Source organism: Pedobacter sp., from assembly GCF_965227205.1.
Lineage (GTDB): Bacteria > Bacteroidota > Bacteroidia > Sphingobacteriales > Sphingobacteriaceae > Pedobacter.
Window position 1 is genome coordinate 3,976,937 of record NZ_OZ245727.1, and the last position, 22,362, is coordinate 3,999,298.

Below are 22,362 nucleotides of genomic sequence, written 5' to 3' on the forward strand. Positions count from 1 at the left end.
TTTATATCACAAACGTAAAACTAAAAACCTATGATTATTGCCCTCATTATTATTGCCGTAATTATCTTCTTCGGAATATTCTTTTATAACTCACTAATTGGTAAAAAAAATCAAGTTATTAATGCTTTTTCAGCGATTGATGTAATGCTTAAAAAGCGATTTGATTTAATTCCGAATCTTGTAGAAACAGTAAAACAGTATACCAACTACGAGCAATCTACTTTAACAAAAATTGTAGAATTGCGTAGCAAAGCGACTTCGCCAAATGTTAGCGATGCAGAAAAAGCACAGATAGATGCGCAATTAAGCTCTAGCGTTAAAGGCTTAATGGTTAATGTAGAAAATTATCCGGATTTAAAAGCCAACCAAAACTTTATTAATTTACAAACCACTTGGACCGAAAGTGAAGAGCAAATTGCTGCGGCAAGAAGAACTTACAACTCTGCGGTAACCGATTACAATAATGCAATTATGATGTTTCCGGGCAATATGTTTGCCGGTATGTTGAATTTCCATCCAACTCCTGTGCTAGCAACTGCTGAAGAGGAACGCAAAAACATCAGCGCAAAAGAACTTTTTAATAGTTAATGGTAGATGTTGCAAATAATGCAGCACTACAAAATGTACTTGCTGCTTTAGAGGTTAACCGCCAGAAAATTGCTTCAACCCAAAAAAAAGGTTATTTATTTATCGCATTAGCGGCAATATTAATCTTTGCTGGTTTTTATTTTGGTTTAGGAGGCTTTTCTATACTCATCGGTCTAGTTCCTGGTATTTATGCAGGCGTATTGCTGTATAAAATTTCTGATGAACTTGCTGCATATAAACAGGCCTTTAAAATTGATGTAATTGGCGGTGCGCTTAAGCATATAAACGATAGCTTGACAATTCAGCCTGGGTTGGGTATTTCATCAAGCGAGTTCGAAATCACACAGCTTTTTACGCAAGAACCAGATCGTTACCACACCGAAGATTTAATTAGCGGCAAAGTTGATAAAACAAGTTTCTACTTTGCCGAAATACATGCTGAATATAAAACAGAAGTACAAACAAAAAACGGTACTCGAACAGAGTGGCACGACATATTTAGAGGAATAATTTTCGTAGCTGATTTTAATAAAAACTTTAAGGCTGTTACTGTAGTTAGGCCTAAAGATTTATTTGGCAAAATGGGTGCTTGGTTTTCAAAAAATTTATTCTCTTTCGGCAATAATACCTTAGTAGAGCTTGAAAATAGCTTTTTTAATCAAAACTTTATAACAAACTCTACTGACCAGGTAGAAGCCCGTTACATTTTAACACCGGCAATGATGGAACGGATTTTAAAATTGAATAGTAATTCGAAAAATACCATTTCGTTATCCTTTATTAATAACAGAATGAATATTGCTTTCCCTTTGGATAGAAATTATTTTGAAGCACCTGTATTTAAAACTTTGCTCAACCCTGAATTGCTCAATCAGGATATTGATGCAATTAAATTTATGTACGAAATAGTACAGGAACTTGATTTAAATACAAGAATTTGGGGAAAGAGCTAACCTTAGCTTAAATGTTTCTTTACAATTGCCTCTAATGAAGCAATATCAAAAGGTTTAGATAAATAACTATCCGCACCAGCTTGTTTTGCAAGTGAAGAAATATCGTTATTTGCAGAGAAATATATAACAGGAATATGCTTTAGTTCCGGATGGCTTTTAATGGCTTTAGTTGCTTCAACGCCACCTAACTCTGGCAACCAGTTATCCATAAAAATTATATCGGGCATATACTCAGAAACTTGTCGCTCAATTTCATCCGCACTTTCAGAGGTTTTAATTTCATAACCAGCATCCTCTAAAATGAAGGTGCATAGATCTAAAATATCTCTGTTATCATCGAATACAAATACTTTTTTACTTACGCCCATAATTATTTTTAAATTGTGGTTTAATTTTCTTTTTTATTTAAGGAATTTATAAAGGATGACATTTCAAAGCTATCTAAAACTATAATTGGTTTAACTTCATTATATGCTTGTTGCGGCATATAAGGCATAATTGCTGTTTTAGGATTCTGTATAACCACCAAACCACCGAAATTGTTTACAATTTTTAATCCGGCAACCCCATCTGCATTTGAACCAGAAAGTAAAATACAAACCAATTCTTGCTTAAACACCTCAGCTGCAGACTGAAACGTAACATCTATCGACGGTCGTGAATAATTTATTTTTTCAGAATAATCTAAAGAAAAAGTATGATTTTGTTCGATAAGCAAATGATAATCGGCGGGCGCAATGTAAACATTGCCAGGCAAAATTTCCTGCTTTTCATCAATTTCGTGAACTTTTAATGCTGTTCTGCTTTGCAACAAATCGCTTAACAAAGAATCGCTTCCCGATTTTCTGTGCGTAACCAAAATGATTGGGAAATCGAGGTTAGCATCAAGCAGGGGAAAAATCTCAAGCAAAACATCTAAACTACCGGCAGAGCCACCGATAACTAAAGCACTGCAAGTAATTTGATTTACAGTTTGCGCCATATTTTTTCAGTTCTGATTCTTTTATATCCTTTCGCTTTTGGCCAAAAATCTAAGCTCTCTTTGCTTCCCAATGCTAAATAACCTAATTTTTCTAAACTACTATCAAATAGTTGAAACACTTTATGCTGTAAATCTTTATCAAAATAAATTAAAACATTTCGGCATAATATTAACTGAAATTCGTTAAAAGAACGATCGGAAACAAGGTTGTGCGTAGAAAAAATCATTTTAGAACTTAAAGTTTCATCAAACTTTGCCAATGAATAATTCGCTGTGTAATAAGATGAAAAATCTTTTGTTCCGCCAGATTGAAGATAGTTTTCAGAGTAACCTTTTAAGTAATTTATTGGAAACATGCCCTTTTTGGCTTTCTCTAAAACCGATGGATTAATATCAGTTGCATAAATTAAGCTTTTGTTGAGCAAATTTAACTCTTTAAGTAAGATTGCAAGCGAAAATGCTTCCTCGCCAGTAGAGCAACCAGCCACCCAAATGCGAATAAAAGGATAAGTGCCCAAAGCTGGTAAAACATCATTTCTGAGCGCTTTGTAAAATGATGGATCGCGAAACATTTCTGTAACGTTAACCGTAATTTCTTCTAAAAAGCGTTTAAAGTATTTCTTATCGCTTTTAACTGTGTACCTAAACTCAGCAAAGCTTACAAAATTATCAAGGGCGTAAAGTCTGGAAATTCTTCTCTTTATCGATGCATGTGAGTATTCCAGAAAGTCGTAACCATAAACTTCCAGAACATCATTAAGCAACAATTCTACTTGTTCATTATCTATTGTATCACCAATCACCTATTTGTAACCTCTTCTATTTGCAACATTAACTCATCAACATCAATTGGTTTAGACACATAGCCTGATGCACCTGCACGAAGGCAACGTTCTTTATCGCCTACCATTGCTTGTGCTGTAACAGCCAAAACCGGAATATTTCTCATTTTCTCTGATTTTTTCATGGCTGCCATTGCCTGGTATCCGTCCATATCTGGCATCATCATATCCATCAATACAACAGAAACCTTTCCGCTATTCTCTATAATTGAAAAGCCTTCCTGTGCGCTTGGAGCAGATAAACAGCCAAAACCTTTCGATTTTAGAACAGCTTTCAGTGCAAAAATGTTTCGATTATCATCATCAATTATAAGTATTAATTTTTGAGGCATAATGTAAATAGTATTAAGATTTATGATGATTTTCGTATAACCAAACACGTAACAAGCTAACCAGCTGATCCATATCTACAGGTTTGCTGATGTAATCTGATGCTCCTGCGGCGATGCATTTTTCCCTATCGCCCATCATCGCTTTAGCAGTAACGGCTAAAACAGGCAAATTGCGATATTTTAGATTCTGCCTGATTGCTGTAGTGGTTTCATATCCATCTAATTCCGGCATCATCATGTCCATAAGCACCACATCAACAGATGGGTTTTCATCTAATAATTTGAGCGCTTCTTTTCCATCAGTTGCAGCAATTACCTGCATATTGTGCTGCTCTAACATTTTAGTAAGCGAAAAGATGTTCCGCACATCATCATCGGCAACTAAAACCGTTTTGCCTTTTAAAACATCCTGTAGTTCAGTAAATTTCGATGATTTCTTAACTTTATCCTTGCTTTTTTCTTCAACTAAATGCAAGAATAAACCAGCTTCATCTAATATCCGTTGATAAGAATGCGCAGTCTTCACAACTATCGAATCAGCATATTGCTTAATTCTGTTTTCTTCTCCTTTGGATAAATTTTTCCCGGTGAAAATTATAATCGGTAAATTTTCTAAACCAGGTGTTTTCTTAACAACTTCTAAAGTTTCGTAAGCATTTTTATCAGGAATGCCCATATCTAAAATAACACAGTTTACATCGGGTTTGTGTAAAGCAGAAACGCCTTCGCTTACCTGGTTTACAATTTCTGTTTGGATGTTAAAATTGCTAAGGAAATAACTCAACGCTTTGGCGTGCTGCTCATTTTCTTCTACAATTAAAACCTTTTTAGGGTGGCGACTTAAAGCATGTTCCAGTTTTTGGAAAATATCCTGCATGTGCTCAAATGCAAAAGGTTTGTTTATAAAGTCAACAGCACCTTTCAGTAAACTCTCTTTTTTAACTTGCAAAGAAGACATAATGTGAACAGGAATCGGACGTGTTTGCGGATCAGATTTAAGTTCTTCCATAACCTGCCATCCATCTTTTATTGGCAGCTGAATGTCTAATAAAATTGCAATCGGTTTGTATGCTTTTGCAAGTTCAATACCAACATCTCCACGTACCGCTACCAAACCCTTATAATTTCTTTTTCTGGTGAAATCTAAAAGCGTTTTGGCAAACGGGGTATCATCTTCAACAATTAAAATTACCTTATCATCAGGCTGAATGTTATCTCTATCATCATCAACCTCTTGTGGGATGTTTGCAACGGTAAGATTACTAATCTTTGGAGCTTGAATTTCATGCGTAGTAACTACAGGTTTTTCAATAATACCCTGAGTAATGTCCAAACCTTTGTTTTTATCAATTGGCAAGGTCAGGGTAAATATACTTCCTTCGCCTTCGGCGCTTTTTAGTTCTATATGACCGCCAAGAAGTTTAGCCAGTTCGCGGCTTATTGATAAACCTAATCCGGTTCCACCAAATTTACGTCTGGTAGAGCCATCGGCTTGTTGAAAAGCCTCGAATACCATTGCTTGTTTATCTGGCGAAATGCCTACACCAGTATCAGTAACTTTAAAAGTTAACGCGTTTAATTTTTCGTTCTTTCCAATGTTTAATCTAACCGAACCTTTCGCTGTGAATTTTATAGCGTTTGATAGCAGATTTTTCAAGATTTGTTCCAACCTCATTTTATCGGTATGGAAAAACTCTGGAACTGTATTCGTTTTATCAATAATAAGGGTTAAACTTTTTTCTTTAGCTACCGGATTGAAAAGCGAAGTTAAGTTGGTAATAATGCTATCAACACTAACATTGCTTCTGTCAAGTTCCATTTTACCGGCCTCAATTTTAGAAAGATCCAGTATTTCATCAATCAAACTAAGCAAACCTTGTCCAGAGCTTTGAATAACCTCTGCATATTCCTGATGTTCTCTATCCATCGCTTCGTTTTCTGCCATTAATCTTGATAATAGCAAAATTGAATTTAAAGGTGTGCGCAACTCGTGCGACATGTTTGCAAGGAATTCAGATTTATATCTAGTACTTAATTCTAGTGCTTCTGCTTTTTGGTGAATTTCTACATTGCGCTCTTCAATCAGTTCGTTTTTCTCTTCGAGCAAGCTGCTTCTTTCTTCCAATTCCTGATTGCTTTGCAGCAGTTCTTCCTGTTGAACACGTAATTCTTCTTCAGATGCCTGTAGTTTTTGTGCCTGCGCTTCAAGTTCGGCATTCATACCTTCAAGTTCTTCGTGTTGAACTTGTAATTCTTCAGATTGAGCTTGCGTTTCTTCTAAAAGCTGTTGCAATTTCATCCGGTTCTGAGCCGCAAGCAGGGCAGAACCAACATCAGATAATACTAAATTTAGGAAATGCTTTTGTATCTCACCAAAAGGTGTAATAGAACCTAATTCTAAGCCGCCAATAGTAATTCCATTTCGAATAATCGGTAATATTAACAATTGGCTAGGTGTAATTTTCCCTGATGAGAAAATGATGGTTAAGTCATTATCCGGAACCTCATCTAATAAAATCGGTTTTCCAGATTTTACGGCTTGGCCTACAAGTCCCTGGCCAATTTCAAGCATTGCTGGCAATTGGTCTTTCCTTAACGAGTATTGGCCTTTTAAGTGCAAATAGCCATCATCTTTAAACAAATAAATTGCACCAATTTGGCTGTTTGTATAGCCGGCCAAAAAGTCAATAATATCGTCGGCCAAGTGGAAAACATCCTTTTCCCCAACCATTTTTACATTTAGGTTAGCAACACCAGTTTGAAGCCACTCATTTTCGGCAAGCGTATCAAAAGATTTCTTTAATGAAAACGACATTGTATTAAGCGATTCGGCTAATTCTCCGATATCATCTTTTGTCTGGCCTTCCATCTTAACGCCGTATTTACCTTCAGAAATTTGATGCGCAATTTCTTTAATGGCAATAATGCGTTTTTCCATTTCATATTTCTTGCTTTCTATCTCTTGCTGAAGCTTAACGCGTTCATCAAAATCAACAGAAACTTTTCTGTAAAAGAATAGCGTAATTAAAATGGCAAGTATTGCAGCAATAAGAATTAGAATAGGTGTATAGGATGTAAGTTTATTTAGCTCAGCCGTTCTGGAGTCAAGTAAACGCTTTTCTTCTTTTACCATTTTCGAAACGGTCACTCTTGCGCTGTCCATGTAAACTTTGCCCTGGAATAAAACAGTTGGATCGATTTGCCCGCCTACACTTTTAATTTCTACCGTAGATTTAATGATGCCCATACGCTTACGCAGGATTTCCCTTAGCACAGCAACATTTTTTTGTTGTATCAGGTTATCTTTTGTGGCTAGCTCTATACGGTTTAGAATTGCTGCTGCGGTATCACTTGCGCCATAATAAGGCTGTAAGAATACTTTATTTCCTGTTAATAAAAATCCTCGTTGGCCAGTTTCCGCATCTTTAAGTGAGGAAATAATTCTTTCAGCATCCAAAATTACTTCATCGCTGTGTTTGACCAGTTCTGTGCTTTTAATAAGGTTACTAATACTAACATAAGAAGCAAGAGAACTTATGAAAAGAATAATTAACGAAAGCCCAAGACCTAAACGTAAATTATTTTTAAGAGTTGTTTTCATTATTGTTGATGTCTTCGGGATTATTTGTTGTGTCTTCGTGTTGTTTTATTGGTATGATGAAGTAAAATTCAGATCCTTCATCTCTCTCGCTTTTTACACCTATAGTTCCGCCATGGCGTTTAATTATTTCTGAACAGATGTAAAGACCTATGCCTAAACCATTAAAACGATTGCTGTTTTCTTCTACGCGATAAAATTTATCGAAAATTTTGCTTTGTTGTTCTTTAGGGATGCCGATGCCAAAATCTTTAACAGCGAGGTAAAGCTTCTCATCGATAATGTTGATGGTTACATTAATTTGATTTGTGCCAGGAGAATATTTAATTGCATTTGTAATGAAGTTAATTACAACCTGTTCTATCCTCATTTCATCAGCAAAAACCATTTCGCTGGTTTGGCCAATTTTGTGTATTTTAAAGTCGGGATTAGATTGCTGCAACATCTCAATTGCATTGTTTAGCATATTATCTGCACAAAATGATTGCATGTTAAACTTTAGTTTGCCGCTTTCAATTTTTGAGATATCCAACAAATCAACAATGAGTTCATTTAGTTTTTCCAGTTGAATGCTTGCTTTTTCCAAATGGTTTTGAGCCATTGTTTTATCGTCGCGGTTTAAGCTTCGCTGCAGTAATTGGATATAACCTTTAACGCTGGTTAATGGAGTTTTTAATTCGTGGCTCGCAATGCTGATAAATTCATCTTTCTTATGTTCAGCTTGCTTACGGAATTCAATTTCTTCAAGCAGTTTTTCCTGAATTTCCGATAGCTTTCTGTTCTGTTCGTAAATGCGGTAAAAGGTTTTTATTTTAAGCAATAGAACATTAATATCAACCGGTTTGGTTATATAATCTAAGCCACCACTTAAATAACCTTTGGTGATAAACTTCAACTCTGTATTAACAGCCGAAAGAAATATGATTGCAGTATCTTTTGCTTTGCTAAAACCCGAAATGGCTTCAGCAACTTCAAAGCCATCCATGTCTGGCATTTGAACATCAAGAATAATCAGTACATAATTATTCTTTAAAACTTTTTTTAGTGCTTCCTCTCCCGAAGAGGCGGTTTCAACCTCAAAATTGTGAGCTTGAAGCACTTTTTGTAAAGAAATTAGGTTTTCAGGCCTGTCATCAACAATAAGGATCATCTTTTAAAATTCATTAGGCAAGCCTGAATATTTTGCTTGGTTTATGCATAAAATTGCCATTAACTGTAAACAAACAATCCTGTTTTAAAAAAGTTTTAAAAATAATTTTTATTTGGGATGTTTTTACAGATGACCGCAATCGTTTATAATTCCCGGCTGTTAAATGTATCGCCTTGACTTATATCTCCGGTTTCAAAACCTTTTTTAAACCAGAACATACGTTGTTGGGAAGTTCCGTGAGTAAAAGAATCTGGCGTAACTTCTCCTGTAGCTTGTTTTTGTAATTTATCATCACCAATTGCGTTAGCTGCAGTTAAAGCTTCTTCGATATCGCCTGCATCTAACCTAAAATCTTTAAGATTTTGTGCTTGATGTGCCCACAAACCAGCAAAAAAATCAGCTTGTAGCTCTAACTTAACTGATAGTTTGTTGTATTCGGTTTCGCTCAATCTTCCACGAGCTTGCTGTAATTTATCAGAAATACCTAAAAGATTTTGAACATGGTGACCAACTTCATGCGCTATCACATAAGCCTGGGCAAAATCGCCAGCAGCACCAAAACGGTTTTTCAATTCATCATAAAATGATAAATCGATGTAAACTTTATGATCTCCGGGGCAATAAAATGGGCCAACTGCAGAACTTGCCCCGCCACAAGCAGTTTGAACCTGTCCTTCAAACAACATCAACTTTGGCTGTTTGTAAGTTTTGCCCATGTTTTGAAATTCTTTATCCCAAACCTGCTCAGTTGATTCTAAAACACCAGAAATAAATTGAGCCTGAGCATCATTTGCCGGAACGCCTTGTTTTGCTTGCGTGTTTTCTGTTTGTGGCAACTGGCTAACTAAGCCTGTTAAATCTTTGCCAAATATTAAACCTAAAACCACGATGATGATACCTACACCACCTCCTAAAACGGTTCTTCCGCCTCCGCCACCTCGTCCGTCTTCAACGTTGTTGCTACCTTTACCAAACCACTGCATGTATTATATATTTTATGATTAAAATTAACTCTAAAATGAATACTAAAGTAAATATTTTGTGTTGAATTATTCCTTTCGGGAATCTTAAAAATAAAAAGCCCAGATTTTTATTTCCGGGCTCCCAAATATTTAAGTTCTAATTAGCTATTAAATTCATCAATGGCTTTTGAAATTCTCGCTTTAGTTTCCGCTAAACCAAGCAAAACCGCAATATCAAAAACTCCTGGACCAAACTTACCACCAACTAACATGATTCTAAATGGTAACATTAATTCGCCGGGCTTAAATCCTTTTTCTTCTGCCAATGCTTTAAAAGCTGCTTCTGCAGAAATCGCATCATTTAGTTCTAAACTTTGGGCAAAACTATTGAAAAAGGCAGCTTTCTCTGGCGTCCATTTTGGTTTAACAGATGCAACATCATATTCAGCAGGCGTTGCAAAAAAGTAACGACTTTGAGTAACAAAATCAGGTAATAGTGTGCACCTGTCTTTTATCAAATCGATTACAGTGCTTAAAAAGGAATCATCCTTAACTTCAATACCTGCTTTTTGCAATTCCGTTTTAACAGGCAACTGTAAACTGGCAACCGGAAATTGCTTAATCCACTCATGGTTATACCATTTTGCTTTTTCGAAATCGAATTTTGCACCGGCTTTACTTATTCTTTCAACATCAAATTTTTGCTCAAGTTCTGCAAGCGGGAAAAGCTCTTGATCAGTACCATCATTCCAGCCTAAAAGCGCAAGCATGTTTATAAAAGCCTCTGGTAAAAAACCAAGTTCTTTAAATCCTTTGGTAACATCTCCGGTTTTTGGGTCGGTCCAGTTCATTGCATAAACCGGGAAACCAAGTCGGTCTCCATCGCGTTTACTTAATTTTCCGTGTCCATCTGGTTTTAAAATTAGTGGTAAATGCGCCCATTTCGGCATGTCGGTTTCCCAACCCAAGTATTTCCAAAGCAAGATATGAACTGGTGCAGATGGCAACCATTCTTCACCACGAAAAGCGTGACTGATTTCCATTGCTTTATCATCTACTACAACAGCTAAATGATAAGTTGGCATTCCATCCGCTTTAAGCAAAACTTTATCATCAACAATTGATGTATCGAAACTTACATCACCACGAATTAAATCGTTAAAATGTACGTTTTCGTTTTCTGGAACTTTTATACGGATTACATGAGGTATTTTTGCAGCAAGTAATTCTTCAACTTCGCTTATTGTAAGTGTTAAAGAGTTACGCATCTGCATTCTCGTAGCCTGCCCGTATTGGAAGTTAGCAATTTCTTTACGTTTTGCATCCAAATCTTCCGGAGTATCAAAGGCATAATAAGCGTAACCATCACTAATTAATTGCTCTGCAAATTTACGGTAACTTGGTTTGCGTTCGCTTTGACGATAAGGGCCATAATTGCCTGGTTTGCTAGGGCTTTCATCTGGGGTAATGCCACACCAATCTAAACAGTTTGCGATGTACTCTTCTGCACCTTCTACAAAACGAGTTTGGTCGGTATCTTCTACACGTAAAACAAAAGTTCCGTTGTGTTTTTTAGCAAACAGATAATTAAATAAGGCTGTACGAACGCCGCCTAAATGCAAGCCTCCAGTTGGGCTTGGCGCAAATCTTACTCTAACTTTTTTCTCCATGATTAAGCAAATAGCAGGGTGTTAATAGCAAAGAATAGGAGGGTAATCCTTGCGCTAAGCTTTAAGCACTATACTTGGCACAAAGATAGGTTTTTCATTCGTTTTATAGTATTTTCATCTTTGATGAAGCTATTTTGCTTTTGAGATTATTGCCCGTTGGTTTTAGAAAAAGCATAATGGTTTTATGTTTTTTTCGTTTTGTTATTTGTAATTTGGCTACCCAAAGCATGAATCCATACGAAAAGAAACGCCGCTGGAAGTTTTTCCTTCTCATTTTTGCCATTTTAATCGGCATTGCCTCAGTGTTTTACACCGATTCTTTCGTGAAGAAAATGGAGCGAGAGGAAGCAAACCAGTTTCAGTTATGGGTTAAAGTGCAAGAGCGTTCTATGCTTTTAATGGATAACGATTTGTTGGTTGGAATGGTAGAAACTATTAGGCAAAACACCAAAACACCAGTAATACTAACCAATAATGAAGGCTTAATTATTTCAGCTACGGGATTAGATAGCACAAAGACCATGTACCCTGATAATGACAAATTGGTTTATGATAGCCTGTATTTTGTTAACCAGCTTACCAAAATGAAAATGCAGCATAAACCTGCAATCATGAATGTTTTTGGCCTTGAATATAAAGCATATTATAAAGATTCTTTTGTTTTAACCCAACTTCGCTATTTCCCATATATACAAATGGGCGTTATTTTTCTTTTCCTTTTAACTGCCTACGCGGCTTTCAGTTCGGCAAGAAGAGATGAGCAAGACCATGTTTGGGTTGGTTTAGCAAAAGAAACTGCGCACCAACTTGGTACGCCAATATCATCATTAATGGCTTGGGTAGAACTCATGAAATCGAAGTTCGATGCGGAAGACGATCCATTAATTGCTGAAATGGAGAATGATATTAAACGCCTTGAAATTATTACTGACCGTTTTTCTAAAATAGGTTCTAAACCGATACTCGAAGACCATGTAGTGTATGTCGTCATCAATAATTTTATTGATTATTTTAAGGTGAGAACTTCGGATAAAGTAAAATTTACCATCACCGGAGATGAACAGGTGAGGGCGATGCTCAATATTCCGCTTTTTGATTGGGTTATAGAAAATTTATTAAAAAATGCAGCAAATGCAATTGAAAATGAAGGTTCAATTTCAGTAAACATTATCGAAAACTTAGCAAAAGAGCAGGTGTTTATTGATGTAACCGATTCAGGAAAAGGTATACCTCGTTCTAAATTCGATGCTGTTTTTCAACCCGGTTACACCACCAGAAAAAGAGGTTGGGGTTTAGGTTTATCCTTAACAAAACGTATTGTAGAGAATTACCATAGCGGAGAAATTTTTGTAAAAGACTCAGAATTAGGTAAAGGCACAACCTTTAGAATTATATTAAAAAGCAGTTTAAGATATGAACCGACCACAGCCTAATGAATACCCAATTTGGGGCGAAACCTACATTAGCAAAGTAGATAAAGATATTTTTGAAATACTCGAGGAACAGATTTTCAGTATTCCGGTTTTATTCGAATCTAACAAAGAAAAAGAAAACTTTGCTTACGCCGAAGGTAAATGGACTTTAAAGGAAATGCTTGGTCATATAATCGACACTGAACGCATATTAACTTATAGACTTACGTGTTTCGCCAGAAATGAAAAGCAGCATTTGCCTGGTTTTGATGAAGACGATTATGTTTTAAATGCCCGTTTTAGCGAACGTAATTATGAAGATATGATTGAAGAATTTGCGGCTTTGAGGAAAGCAAATCTTTATCTTTTTCGCAGTTTAAATGATGAAGAATTAAATCGCAAAGGAACTGCATCATCAAGAGAAATTAATGTTAAGTCTATTTTATTTATCATTGCCGGTCATGTAATCCATCATGTAAGCATATTAAAAGAGCGTTACCATGTGGTTTAAAAATTTTACTGTTGATGAATTAAACAGCCGTCCAAAAAACCATATTGGCGGTTTGCTTGATATTAAATTTACCGAAATAGGAGAAGATTTTATTATTGGAACCATGCCTGTTGATGAACGTACGCACCAGCCAGCGGGTATATTACATGGAGGCGCATCTGTAGTTTTAGCGGAAACCCTTGGTAGCATTGCATCATATATGTGTATCGATCCAGAAAAATATGTGGCAGTGGGTTTAGAGGTAAATGCGAACCATTTGCGTCCGGTTAAAAGTGGTTTAGTAAAAGGAATTTGTACCGTAATTCATCGCGGAGCGAAAACCCATATTTGGGATATTAAAATTTACGATGAACGTGGGAAAATGAATTGTATAAGTCGGTTAACGGTTGCGGTGATTAATAAACCTCAGTAAAAGCCATTACATTTATTTTTTACCAACCCTAGTTTTAATCCAGTTAATCGCCATATCAAAAGGCTCTGAATTTCTTGCTGGTGTGGTGTTATGGCCCAAAGCAGGGAATATTTGGTATTCGTAAGCTTTACCACTCTTTTTGAGGTATTCAATGTTTTCTATTGATAATTGCGTTGGAATCTGAATATCTTTTCCTCCAAAAATCCACAATCCTGGAATTGAAAGTTTCGATAATGCGCTACGAGGGTCAGTATCAACGAACTGGTATTTATCTGGGGCATTTAATATATAACTACGCATTTCGCTTTCGCTATGTGTTTCCCAAAAATTAGCGTTTCCTTGTGTAAAGAATTGAAATCTAAGTTGTTCTCTGGCAGTAACTACAGGCCCACTAAACAAAGCCATAAAGTTTACCTTACTATTCTTTTCTGCCGCAAGTGGAATTACCCAACCAGCCTGACTGAATCCTATAAGACCAATTGGTAAATGTTTAGTTGGCAAATGCGCTAATAAAATGTTCGTGGCTAAACTGGCATCAATCGCCAATAGATTTAGATTAGCAGAATCAATGTTATTGGTTCCAACTTCTGGTCCGGCGTAAACCCCACCAGATTCACCAACACCACGTTTATCATAGGTAAAAGCTATAATTCCGTTGTTTGCTAATTTCGTAGCAAACTCAGTCATCCGTTTTTCCTGACCAGAACCATGAACAATAATTACTGCCGAATAAGGCTTTTTGGGTGTAAAAATTGTGCCCGATAAAGAAACTCCTTCACTTTTAAACTTAACATTTTTAATAGTGAAATTTGATTCCTGTGCAACTAATGCCAATGTCGAAGACATTAGCATTAGTAAGAGAAAATACATCCGAAACATGAGGATAACTGTAGTAAATGGCTGTTTTATGCGTTTACTTATCAAGGGCTTTCTTTTCGATAAGGAATGAAGTTATCAAACCTAATCCGCCGAAAACGCCTAAGCATCCGAAGTAAATAGCTACTGATTGGCCTTCTTCCTGGTGCGACATATTTGGACCGAAAACGCTGCGAACCGTAAATAAGGCAACCAATAATCCTATACCTAAACCAACCAATAGCAAGCCGAACTTCAAGCTTAAATATGGTCGCGGTGTTGACTTTCCAATTCCCGGATCGATACCTCGCTCGATCATTGCCATTTTTTCTTTGTTTGATAAATAGCGAATTCCAAATACCATTGCGAATGCGCCTATAAACATTGTAATTGGGACTAATATACCTGTCATGATTTTTATTTTTTATTGTGGATATTTTAATTTCTTTCGTCTTGAACCGTGTTCTGTGTGTTATGACAACACACTTTTAAATCAGGTTACAGCAAGCCTGCAAAAAAATTATAGCTTTATAAAAAATTAAATCGTTTTGGTTAATCAATTACAAAAATTAGCGGCTTTCGGTTCTTTAAGTAAAGCTGCGGTCGAGAAAATCTCAGCTTATGTTTCTGTTGTAAATTATCCAAAAGGATCTATATTAATCCATTCCGATAAAATTGAATCTAATTTCTATATTCTGGAAAGCGGTATTGCCCGGGCTTATTCTGATGGCGAAAACCAGCAAATTACCTTTTGGTTTGGGCAGAGTGGGAGCATCCTTTTTTCTTTTAATAGTTATATAAACAATAAGCCGGGCTACGAAAACATTGAGTTGTTAGAGGATTCTGTTCTCATTCAAATTAATACTAAACATTTGTTTTTGCTTTATAATGAGGATTTAGAAATTGCAAATTGGGGTAGAAAAATTGCTGAGCAAGAATTAATCGCAACCGAAAGAAGGTTAATCGACCGATCTTTTAAAGGAGCTGCAGAACGTTATAAAGATTTTTTAACTCAATCTCCAGAACTTATTAAACGTGTTGCGTTAAAACACATTTCTTCATATTTAGGCGTAACGCAAGTTACACTTAGCAGGATAAGAGCTGCCGTAAAATAAATTCATTATTTAACATTTGTAAAACTCTGCCTGAATAATGTGCGGTAAATTTGCCCAAAACACATTATTATGAATTGGATTATATTAATTATTGCAGGTTTATTGGAGGTTGGGTTTACAACATGCTTAAAATTATCAAACAACTTTAGCAATATTAAATGGAGTATCGGGTTTTTCATTTGTATTGCATTAAGCTTTTTGCTTTTAAACAAAGCATCGCAAACTTTACCAATGGGCACCGCTTATGCGGTTTGGACGGGCATCGGCGCTGTCGGCACCGTAATTATTGGCATAATTTACTTTAACGAGCCCGCAACATTTTGGCGTATATTTTTTATTTGTACGTTAATTGGCTCAATTGCCGGATTGAAATTTTTTGCAGCACATTAAATATTTTTAGCTTTTTATATCCGTTGGTTGAAAACAATGGTAATGAATATAGCAAATCTTAACAGCATTTTTTATAAGAACCACCCCCAACCCTCCTTGAAAATAAGGTGGGAGTTGGGTAGTAGTGATATAAAATTGAGCAAATGGCAACGGGTTAAAAGCATAAACTTAAAAATGACAGATACAGTTTATAATTGCAGATACTACTCCCCTCCTAATTAGGAGGGGCAAGGGCAATGTCATTAACTTATGAAAAGCCTTTGTCAGTCTGAGCGTAGTCGAAGACCTTCTTCATAGTCGAAAAACAAAAATATTTGTCCTTCGACTACACTCAGGATGACTATTTTTTGTTTTCTCCTTTAGTTAATGACATTGGGGGCAAGGGGTGGTTAAGCTTTCCCAAGAATTTCTGTAGAAGTTATTTAAACCCGATTGAAGTGAAAAGCCCGCAAGCGAGGTACGAGTGCGGACTTGTAACGAAAAGCGGGGCTAAGGAAGCCATTAGACACAAACTTTCATTTTCAAAAAAAATCAAAAAAGTAAAATTTAAAAATTGATGTGTAACCTGGTTGCTTATCTTGTTGTCTTACAAAAAGCATGAAGCAAGAGCTTACAGATTTAGAATTGATAAATGATGTATTAACTGGAAACACGGGGCAATATGCCGTGTTGGTTAAGCGTCATCAACGATTTGTGTTTACACTTGCGCTGCGATTTGCAAAAAACAGGGAAGATGCAGAAGAAATTGCTCAGGATTGCTTTGTAAAAGCCTATAAAGCTTTGGGTAGTTTTAAACAAACTGCTAAATTTAGCACTTGGTTGTATACAATTACATATACAACAGCAATGACTTTTCTGCGGAAGAAAAGATTAGATACATCATCTATAAATGACGAAGAAACATTTTTACAGCTGGAAAATCATATATCAGGTTTCAGTGCAAATGTTTACGAGCAGAAAGATAGTCACGGGTTTTTAAATGAAGCAATTAAGCTTTTATTACCCGACGACGCAGCAATAATAACCATGTTTTATAAAGGCGAACAAAGCTTGGAGGAAATTGCAGAGGTTTTGAACATGGAAGCCAATACAGTAAAAGTAAAATTATACAGAGCAAGGCAACGACTTAAAGAAAAATTGCAATTTTTGTTAAAAGATGAAGTAAAGGAGTTATTATGAACTTGATAGAACAACAACTTTGGGATTATATTGACGGCAACTTAACGGAGGCCGAGCAAAAAGATATTGAACTAAAAATAGCTGACAATAGCGATATTAAGCAGCAGTATGAAGATTTGTTGAGCATTAACAATACTTTAAATGAGCTTGAAATTGATGCGCCATCGATGTCTTTTACGCGAAATGTTATGGAAAGTGTTGCGTTAGAACCAGCCCCGGTTGCATTAAGAACAAAGGTAGATACCCGAATTGTTTATGGTGTTTCTTTGTTTTTTCTGCTTCCTTTACTGGCAATTTTTGGATACGTAGTTTCGACCACGAGTTTTACAATGCCTAATTTTAGTAAATACTTTTCTACAAATTTTAATATTCAGGATTACTTAACACCAACAACTGTATATGTATTTATTGGTGTTGATGTAATACTTGCTCTAATTTTTATGGATTACCTTTTGAGAAAGAACTTGAATCAAAAAGTTTAGCAAAGCATTGAATTCTTGAAAGGAATTTGATTAGAAAAATTTAAAAATGAAAAAGCCCCGATGTTGTCGAGGCTTTTTTGTAAATATGATAGTTAATTAAATTACTTTCACATTAACGGCATTTAAGCCCTTTTTACCGTTTGCAACTTCGTATTGTACTTTGTCGTTTTCACGGATTTCGTCGATAAGACCTGTTGAATGAACAAAAATTTCGCTATCGCCGTTAGCAGGTACGATAAAGCCAAAACCTTTAGTTACATTGAAGAATTTTACTGTGCCTTCTTGCATTGTATTAAATATTAAAATTAAGAACGCAAGGTAGGTTTTAATTTTTAAAATCAAAATAAATTTTTAACATTTTTTTAACGTTAAAAATTTGTAACCGAATGATTATTAGGGCTTTTTAATTGCCTTGCCTAAAACACCTATTGTAATTTCGCTGTTATGTGGGATACCTAAAGTGCTACCTGGAACTACATAAAACAAGTTACGGATGTAGATATCGGCAATACCTTGAACAACCTCTTTTTTCTGTTCTTCTTGTCCTTCTAAAATACCATGAACGGCTTTTACATGAATGCCTCCATTAACATCAACAATTGCACTAAACTGATAGGTAAAATCTTTATAAGCCCTATCTATTTCAATGCGGTATTTTGGAAACATATAGTTGTAAGATGCTGTTCTGCCACTTAGTTTATCGGCACCCTCTTCAGTTTTAGTAACCTTAACAATTTTGCTTTTTGGTATAAACTGAACATTCTCAGTAGCCGCGAAAGCGCTATCGCTATTCAGATTCGTTTTTGCTGATAATTTCTTAATAAATGCAGTGTCTGCTTTTGTTGGTTTTTGCAAATCTTCTACCGATTTTTTAAGCTTATTTTTAATGTAATCCTGAGCATAAAACGTCATGTTTACATCCGAGCGGAAATCGTTAGCAACAACCTTATTATTTACCTGAACGCGTTGAAAAACCAAACTATCTTTAGTAATTGCTTTTACCTTAAACCACTCTTCGGCAAAATTATATAAGTTGCCATGATCGTATTGCAGGTAAAATTTTTGCATTATTTGCTTCTGCGGGCTCCAAGCCATCATTGTATCTTCTGCCGCAACTTCAATAATCCATGATGGTTTTTGCATAAAACCTTGCTCGTTAAAAGATAAGCCACCGCTAAAGCGTCTTTTTGCTTCAACATAACGAATACCTTTTACTGGTTCGAAAGTAAAATCTCTAAGTTTGGGGTTGGTTCTTTTATTGCCCGATTGGCATGCTAAAAACAGAGTTGATGAAATTATAACGAGCCAAAAGTATTTTATCATATTTATTAAACGAATGAAGCTGAATTTTGGGCTAAAATAATTTATTTTTTCTTAACCATAATTACATTGGCAACTTTCCGCTGACCTTCATGATCCCATTTTTTATTATCGCTTGGATAATTAATTACACCATTTTTGCTTGTCCATAAAGTTGTTGAACCACCGCCATCGAAATTTATTGACGTTTTACAACCTAGCCATTTCATAATTTTCGTTAGCTCGAAAAGGCTTAATCCGGCAGAATTTTCATGTCTTCCATCAACAGTTAACAGTATAATTTTACCATTGGGTTTTATGCCGATGCAAGTTCTTGGATGACGCAAACGGTTAAAAGCAGCCGAATCCAAAATTTCATCTTCGCCATTAAAGGTTAAAAGCGGGCCGTTAAGCATCACATCTTTTTCTGTTAATTTGGTTTCCCAGTCAGCTGTCCCATCCCACTTTTTTACAGAAATTTTTCCATCGCGAATCACAATTGCCGCTTTTTGATGTCTCGCTCTTGCGTTATCCTTTTCCAGTCGGTTTGTATTAATGGTTTTGCCATCAACTTTAACAAAGTCTACCGAGCCTCCGTTTTTTACATCGAAAAAATTTCCGTTAATGGCAGCAATTGCTGTACCTCTCAATGCAAAATCGCTGGTGTTTACAAGTGTTTTTTCTTCAGCACCGATAACAAATACCGCTTTTTTACCACTATTTTTTACTTCAACGAAAGAAATATTTTGGTTTGCAGAGAATAAATTATTGGTATTAAAATGATGTGTAAATAATTTTACCTGTTTCGCCAACCTTGTTTTTTGCCACTTTGTTTTAACAATGGTTAGCGAATCGACATTTTGAGCATTAACGAAAAAGCTTGATGCGCAAAGTAAAACAAGAGGGATTAACTTTTTAAACATAGGAGAAAATCTGAGCCGCTAATTTAAAGGCAATAAAATTAGCTTTGGTGTTGTAACCTGAAAATTACCAATTAAATACGACGCTCGAGGTGAACTACTTTATAGATAACTTTTTCATCGCGGTAAATTTCTAATATCACACTTCGGTTAGAGCCAGACTTAAAAAGATTGGCAAGGTCATTTAAGGTGTAAGTATCCATCGACCTAAAGTTTACCCCAATAATTTCATCATTTGGACAAATACCCGATTTCTCAGCTGGAGAATTTTCATCAACCTCGCCAATAATGTATCTGGTATAATTTTTTTGGTCGAGATAAACTACCATTCCGACCATGTCATGCTCAAACGGAGTATTATAAAAGCTATTTGGTTTTACATACATAAAACCATCACGATAGTTTAGTTGAATATTGAACTTCCTTAAAAGCTCTGCGCCAAGGTTTCCATTGCGGCTTTTTAAGTCAATTTTTTCTGAAATAACGTGATAATCCGGAAAGCCTGAAATCACATCCTTAAAATCGTAATTACCGATTGAAAACTGTTTTATCCGACCTAAATAACCTTTAATTTGCCCGCTTAAGCTCATGCCTAAATTGGCCTTTATTTTTACAAAGGGTTGCGGAAACATATTTCCATTTAACATTTCCATTGATAAAGCATGACTTGCACCAGTATCTATCAAAAACTTAGCCTGTACAATTCCACTATCAGGAACTTCCACATCAGCATACACGTAAGCTTTCATGTTCTCTATTGAGATTGGAATCTTGCTACCTTTATATTTTATTTTCACATCTGGATTGCTGATGAAAATTCTATTTGTGGTGTACCGGATATCTACTACGAAACTGTTAAAAAAGCTAAAACCCAGTAATCCGTAAATTTTGGTGCCTAAATGGCCCGAAAGGTTAAATAAATCCTCTTTTAAAATTGCGGTTGGAATATGATCCATCTTTGCCCGGCTAATTCGGGCGCTAACATTTTGCGATACAAAAGCTTCAACCGTTTCTAGCCCCAAGCCAGAAACTTTAATTTTTCTCATTAGGGTAAAATCCAATGAATCGATAATTGATGGGTCGGTAATTATCATCGGACCAACGCCTGTATCCAACACAAAATCATACGGTCCTTTACCATTTACATAAACCGGAACTACAATAAGGTTTTTAATAAGTTTAAAAGCAAACGACATTTTTTTCTGCTTATCCATAAAATGAAAATCCTGTGCATGGCTTTTGTTTGTTGGTAGCAAAAAAAGCATGCAAATAACTAAGGCGCAGAACCTTAAAATTAAAGCCGATTTACATTTGGTTAACATTATATTAAATTTAACGAATTAGTTTGTATAATTTATAATAACTTTAAAGATGATTTCCACCAGATTATTGAATATTGTCGTAGCTACATCAACACTGTTAACAAGCTTATTATTTGGCTGTTCTGCCGATAAAATCATCGCCCGCAAGGTTTCTAAAGAGTTTAAAAACAATGATGTAATAAAGCAATATCAGGTTGGTTTTGCGCTGTATAATTTAGGCGAGAAAAAAATGATTTTTGAGAAAGATGCCGACAAGTATTTTACACCAGCATCTAACACAAAACTTTACACGTTTTTTGCAAGTTTAAAAATGATTCCAGATGTTATGCCTGCGTTACGCTACATCGAAAAAAACGATTCATTAATTTTTTGGGGAACTGGCGATCCTTCATTTTTACAGTTTAATGTAAAGGATAAATCAGCTTACAATTTCCTGCAATCATCAACTAAAAAATTATTTTTTGCACCAGGTAGGTATTCAGGAACTTTTTTTGGCGATGGTTGGGCTTGGGATGATTATGATTTTTATTACCAACCCGAAATTACCGAGTTACCAATTATGGATAACATGGTTACTTCAAGCTATGTTAATCCGAATAAAATAAATATTGTACCAAAGGTTTTTGCACACTGTTTTGCTGTAGATTCTACCAAAACAACCGGAGATTTTAGGGTAACCAGAGATTTCCTTACAAACGATTTTCATTACTCAGCGGTTGCGGTAAAACCAAATTACAATCAACAAAACCCTTATAAAACTAGTCCACAAACAACTGTAGAGGTGTTGTCTGATACTTTGCACAAAACTGTAGGTATAGTAAAAATGAAAATGCCTGCTAATGCTAAAACTTTAGCCGGAGCTAAAAGAGATTCTGTTTTAAAACACATGATGTTGCCAAGCGATAATTTCATAGCCGAACATTTGCTTTTGGTAATCTCTAATCAAATTGGCGACACGTTAAGTACCACAAAAGCGATTCAGCATGTAACAAAAAATCATTTATCTTTTTTACCAGATAAAGTTAAATGGATTGATGGTTCGGGATTATCTCGCCAGAATTTATTTACGCCAAGGGATAATGTTTACCTGTTGGATTCCATTTATCATTTAGTTAATAATCCGGAAAAACTTTTTGATATGATGCCTGCAGGCGGAAAAAGCGGAACTTTGAAAAATGCATATCCTAAAACTGATAAGCCTTTTGTTTTTGGCAAAACCGGTTCTTTAGGTGGCGTTCATAATCAAAGTGGTTACGTTATCACCAAAAAAGGCAAAACATACATTTATTCTTTCATGAACAATAATTTTATTAAGCCTACGGCTGAAGTAAGAGCAGAAATGGTAAGGATTGTGACTTATATCCACGATAATTTCTAATCAAAATATA

Annotated in this window: 24 protein-coding genes; 10 read left to right on the forward strand and 14 right to left on the reverse strand. The window is 35.6% G+C overall.

Annotation, left to right across the window (positions count from 1 at the left end; translation table 11 throughout):
• Positions 1-30 precede the first annotated feature (30 nt).
• Positions 31-588 (forward strand): LemA family protein, encoded by a 558-nt coding sequence (locus tag ACO05K_RS17160; protein WP_421945640.1) that lies wholly within the window; start codon positions 31-33, stop codon positions 586-588.
• Positions 588-1,541, forward strand: a complete 954-nt coding sequence (locus ACO05K_RS17165) for a DUF3137 domain-containing protein (RefSeq protein ID WP_421945641.1) — start codon at positions 588-590, stop codon at positions 1,539-1,541. The genes ACO05K_RS17160 and ACO05K_RS17165 overlap by 1 nt, the downstream gene beginning before the upstream one ends.
• Before the next feature lie 2 nt (positions 1,542-1,543).
• Here ACO05K_RS17165 and ACO05K_RS17170 read toward each other — a convergent pair whose 3' ends face one another.
• The 8 genes from ACO05K_RS17170 to gltX all read right to left on the reverse strand — a co-directional run bounded on the left by ACO05K_RS17170 (position 1,544) and on the right by gltX (position 11,077).
• Positions 1,544-1,909 carry a response regulator gene (locus tag ACO05K_RS17170; protein ID WP_421945642.1) on the reverse strand — a complete coding sequence of 122 codons (366 nt, stop codon included), beginning with the start codon at positions 1,907-1,909 and terminating at the stop codon, positions 1,544-1,546.
• Between the two features lie 20 nt (positions 1,910-1,929).
• Entirely contained in the window at positions 1,930-2,523 is a 594-nt protein-coding gene (locus tag ACO05K_RS17175; protein WP_421945643.1) for a chemotaxis protein CheB, read from the reverse strand.
• Positions 2,508-3,326: a CheR family methyltransferase gene (locus ACO05K_RS17180; RefSeq protein WP_421945644.1), complete on the reverse strand. Its 819-nt coding sequence runs from the start codon at positions 3,324-3,326 to the stop codon at positions 2,508-2,510. The genes ACO05K_RS17175 and ACO05K_RS17180 overlap by 16 nt, the downstream gene beginning before the upstream one ends.
• A complete protein-coding gene (locus ACO05K_RS17185; protein WP_421945645.1) occupies positions 3,323-3,697 on the reverse strand; it encodes a response regulator in 375 nt (124 codons plus the stop codon). Before ACO05K_RS17185 ends, ACO05K_RS17180 begins: the two co-directional genes overlap by 4 nt.
• Before the next feature lie 13 nt (positions 3,698-3,710).
• Positions 3,711-7,298 carry a response regulator gene (locus tag ACO05K_RS17190; RefSeq protein WP_421945646.1) on the reverse strand — a complete coding sequence of 1,196 codons (3,588 nt, stop codon included), beginning with the start codon at positions 7,296-7,298 and terminating at the stop codon, positions 3,711-3,713.
• Positions 7,282-8,445 (reverse strand): hybrid sensor histidine kinase/response regulator, encoded by a 1,164-nt coding sequence (locus ACO05K_RS17195; RefSeq protein WP_421945647.1) that lies wholly within the window; start codon positions 8,443-8,445, stop codon positions 7,282-7,284. The genes ACO05K_RS17190 and ACO05K_RS17195 overlap by 17 nt, the downstream gene beginning before the upstream one ends.
• A 143-nt stretch (positions 8,446-8,588) precedes the next feature.
• Positions 8,589-9,428 carry a neutral zinc metallopeptidase gene (locus ACO05K_RS17200; protein WP_421945648.1) on the reverse strand — a complete coding sequence of 280 codons (840 nt, stop codon included), beginning with the start codon at positions 9,426-9,428 and terminating at the stop codon, positions 8,589-8,591.
• 140 nt (positions 9,429-9,568) lie between these two features.
• The gene (gene gltX, locus ACO05K_RS17205; RefSeq protein ID WP_421945649.1) at positions 9,569-11,077 is read right to left on the reverse strand and encodes a glutamate--tRNA ligase; all 1,509 of its coding nucleotides are present in this window, start codon (positions 11,075-11,077) and stop codon (positions 9,569-9,571) included.
• Positions 11,078-11,304: 227 nt separating this feature from the next.
• Between gltX and ACO05K_RS17210 the strand changes: the two genes are divergently transcribed.
• The 3 genes from ACO05K_RS17210 to ACO05K_RS17220 are packed head-to-tail and all read left to right on the forward strand — an operon-like array spanning position 11,305 to position 13,412.
• Positions 11,305-12,510 carry a sensor histidine kinase gene (locus ACO05K_RS17210; protein WP_421945650.1) on the forward strand — a complete coding sequence of 402 codons (1,206 nt, stop codon included), beginning with the start codon at positions 11,305-11,307 and terminating at the stop codon, positions 12,508-12,510.
• Positions 12,491-13,000 carry a DinB family protein gene (locus tag ACO05K_RS17215; protein WP_421945651.1) on the forward strand — a complete coding sequence of 170 codons (510 nt, stop codon included), beginning with the start codon at positions 12,491-12,493 and terminating at the stop codon, positions 12,998-13,000. The genes ACO05K_RS17210 and ACO05K_RS17215 overlap by 20 nt, the downstream gene beginning before the upstream one ends.
• Positions 12,990-13,412: a hotdog fold thioesterase gene (locus ACO05K_RS17220; protein WP_421945652.1), complete on the forward strand. Its 423-nt coding sequence runs from the start codon at positions 12,990-12,992 to the stop codon at positions 13,410-13,412. The genes ACO05K_RS17215 and ACO05K_RS17220 overlap by 11 nt, the downstream gene beginning before the upstream one ends.
• A gap of 12 nt (positions 13,413-13,424) precedes the next feature.
• Here the strand turns inward: ACO05K_RS17220 and ACO05K_RS17225 are convergent, their stop codons facing one another.
• Positions 13,425-14,258 (reverse strand): alpha/beta hydrolase family protein, encoded by an 834-nt coding sequence (locus ACO05K_RS17225; RefSeq protein WP_421945653.1) that lies wholly within the window; start codon positions 14,256-14,258, stop codon positions 13,425-13,427.
• Between the two features lie 67 nt (positions 14,259-14,325).
• Positions 14,326-14,679, reverse strand: a complete 354-nt coding sequence (locus tag ACO05K_RS17230) for a DUF6249 domain-containing protein (protein ID WP_421945654.1) — start codon at positions 14,677-14,679, stop codon at positions 14,326-14,328.
• A 136-nt stretch (positions 14,680-14,815) separates the two neighbouring features.
• Between ACO05K_RS17230 and ACO05K_RS17235 the strand changes: the two genes are divergently transcribed.
• The 4 genes from ACO05K_RS17235 to ACO05K_RS17250 all read left to right on the forward strand — a co-directional run bounded on the left by ACO05K_RS17235 (position 14,816) and on the right by ACO05K_RS17250 (position 17,433).
• Positions 14,816-15,382, forward strand: coding sequence for a Crp/Fnr family transcriptional regulator (locus ACO05K_RS17235; protein WP_421945655.1), 567 nt, complete (start codon positions 14,816-14,818; stop codon positions 15,380-15,382).
• 69 nt (positions 15,383-15,451) lie between these two features.
• Positions 15,452-15,772, forward strand: coding sequence for a DMT family transporter (locus ACO05K_RS17240; RefSeq protein ID WP_421945656.1), 321 nt, complete (start codon positions 15,452-15,454; stop codon positions 15,770-15,772).
• A 597-nt stretch (positions 15,773-16,369) separates the two neighbouring features.
• Positions 16,370-16,951, forward strand: a complete 582-nt coding sequence (locus ACO05K_RS17245) for an RNA polymerase sigma factor (protein ID WP_421945657.1) — start codon at positions 16,370-16,372, stop codon at positions 16,949-16,951.
• Complete coding sequence (locus ACO05K_RS17250) at positions 16,948-17,433, forward strand: anti-sigma factor family protein (RefSeq protein ID WP_421945658.1); 486 nt, start codon at positions 16,948-16,950, stop codon at positions 17,431-17,433. The genes ACO05K_RS17245 and ACO05K_RS17250 overlap by 4 nt, the downstream gene beginning before the upstream one ends.
• 96 nt (positions 17,434-17,529) lie before the next feature.
• Here ACO05K_RS17250 and ACO05K_RS17255 read toward each other — a convergent pair whose 3' ends face one another.
• From ACO05K_RS17255 to ACO05K_RS17270, 4 genes are all read right to left on the reverse strand, one after another.
• Complete coding sequence (locus ACO05K_RS17255) at positions 17,530-17,721, reverse strand: cold-shock protein (protein WP_025141747.1); 192 nt, start codon at positions 17,719-17,721, stop codon at positions 17,530-17,532.
• 105 nt (positions 17,722-17,826) lie between these two features.
• Positions 17,827-18,756 (reverse strand): hypothetical protein, encoded by a 930-nt coding sequence (locus tag ACO05K_RS17260; RefSeq protein WP_421945659.1) that lies wholly within the window; start codon positions 18,754-18,756, stop codon positions 17,827-17,829.
• 41 nt (positions 18,757-18,797) lie between these two features.
• Positions 18,798-19,655, reverse strand: a complete 858-nt coding sequence (locus ACO05K_RS17265) for a phosphodiester glycosidase family protein (RefSeq protein ID WP_421945660.1) — start codon at positions 19,653-19,655, stop codon at positions 18,798-18,800.
• Between the two features lie 71 nt (positions 19,656-19,726).
• Positions 19,727-20,917, reverse strand: a complete 1,191-nt coding sequence (locus ACO05K_RS17270; RefSeq protein ID WP_421945661.1) for an aspartyl protease family protein — start codon at positions 20,915-20,917, stop codon at positions 19,727-19,729.
• Positions 20,918-21,023: 106 nt separating this feature from the next.
• Between ACO05K_RS17270 and ACO05K_RS17275 the strand changes: the two genes are divergently transcribed.
• A complete protein-coding gene (locus tag ACO05K_RS17275) occupies positions 21,024-22,352 on the forward strand; it encodes a D-alanyl-D-alanine carboxypeptidase (protein WP_421945662.1) in 1,329 nt (442 codons plus the stop codon).
• The last annotated feature ends 10 nt before the right edge of the window (positions 22,353-22,362 follow it).